The organism is Vibrio sp. 2134-1 (assembly GCF_033339495.1).
Genome location: NZ_JAWOUS010000618.1, coordinates 1 through 617, shown reverse-complemented (window position 1 = coordinate 617; position 617 = coordinate 1). Strand labels below are relative to the sequence as shown.

Below are 617 nucleotides of genomic sequence, written 5' to 3'. Positions count from 1 at the left end.
CCTATGACGAGCTCGAAGAACTTTACCGTAAACACATTCACGATGACGCAGAACGACGCTTTGTCGTTGAAGACGCTGACGGCATTTTGATTGGTTTGGTGGAACTGATTGAAATCAACTACATCCACCGCAGTGCGGAATTTCAAATCATCATCGCGCCAGACCATCAAGGCCGTGGTTATGCGATGGAAATGATTCATCGCGCATTGGATTACTCTTTCTCCATCCTTAACTTACGCAAAATCTATCTATTGGTTGCGGTTGAGAACGAAGTTGCCATCCATCTGTATAAAAAGTGCGGCTTTATTGAGGAAGGCCATCTTATCGAAGAGTACTTCATTAATGGCAGCTATCGTGACGTGAAGCGCATGTACGTTTTGAAACATCAATACCAGAAGAGTATTGAAGAACAATCGTAAGCCGATTGAACGTTATCACTGGCGTTAATTCATGCTGTGCTATCTCTCGCATTGCTGCTTGAGAATTTCCTCAGTATTCATCGCTGAGCAAGGGCTGAAATAATGTCAGTGACACGCTCGAATCACAGGCTCGCTTGTGTTGACGGACTGGACGTCACAAATGCATTAGCGCTGTGTTTCCATTATTCAAATTGATAT

General features: G+C 43.9%; 1 protein-coding gene. It reads left to right on the top strand.

Annotated features, from left to right (window positions below; translation table 11 throughout):
- Positions 1 to 419, top strand: a 419-nt coding sequence (locus R7R78_RS27570) for a GNAT family N-acetyltransferase (RefSeq protein ID WP_225474789.1), incomplete at its 5' end; no start/stop codon positions are given.
- Between the last annotated feature and the right edge of the window lie 198 nt (positions 420 to 617).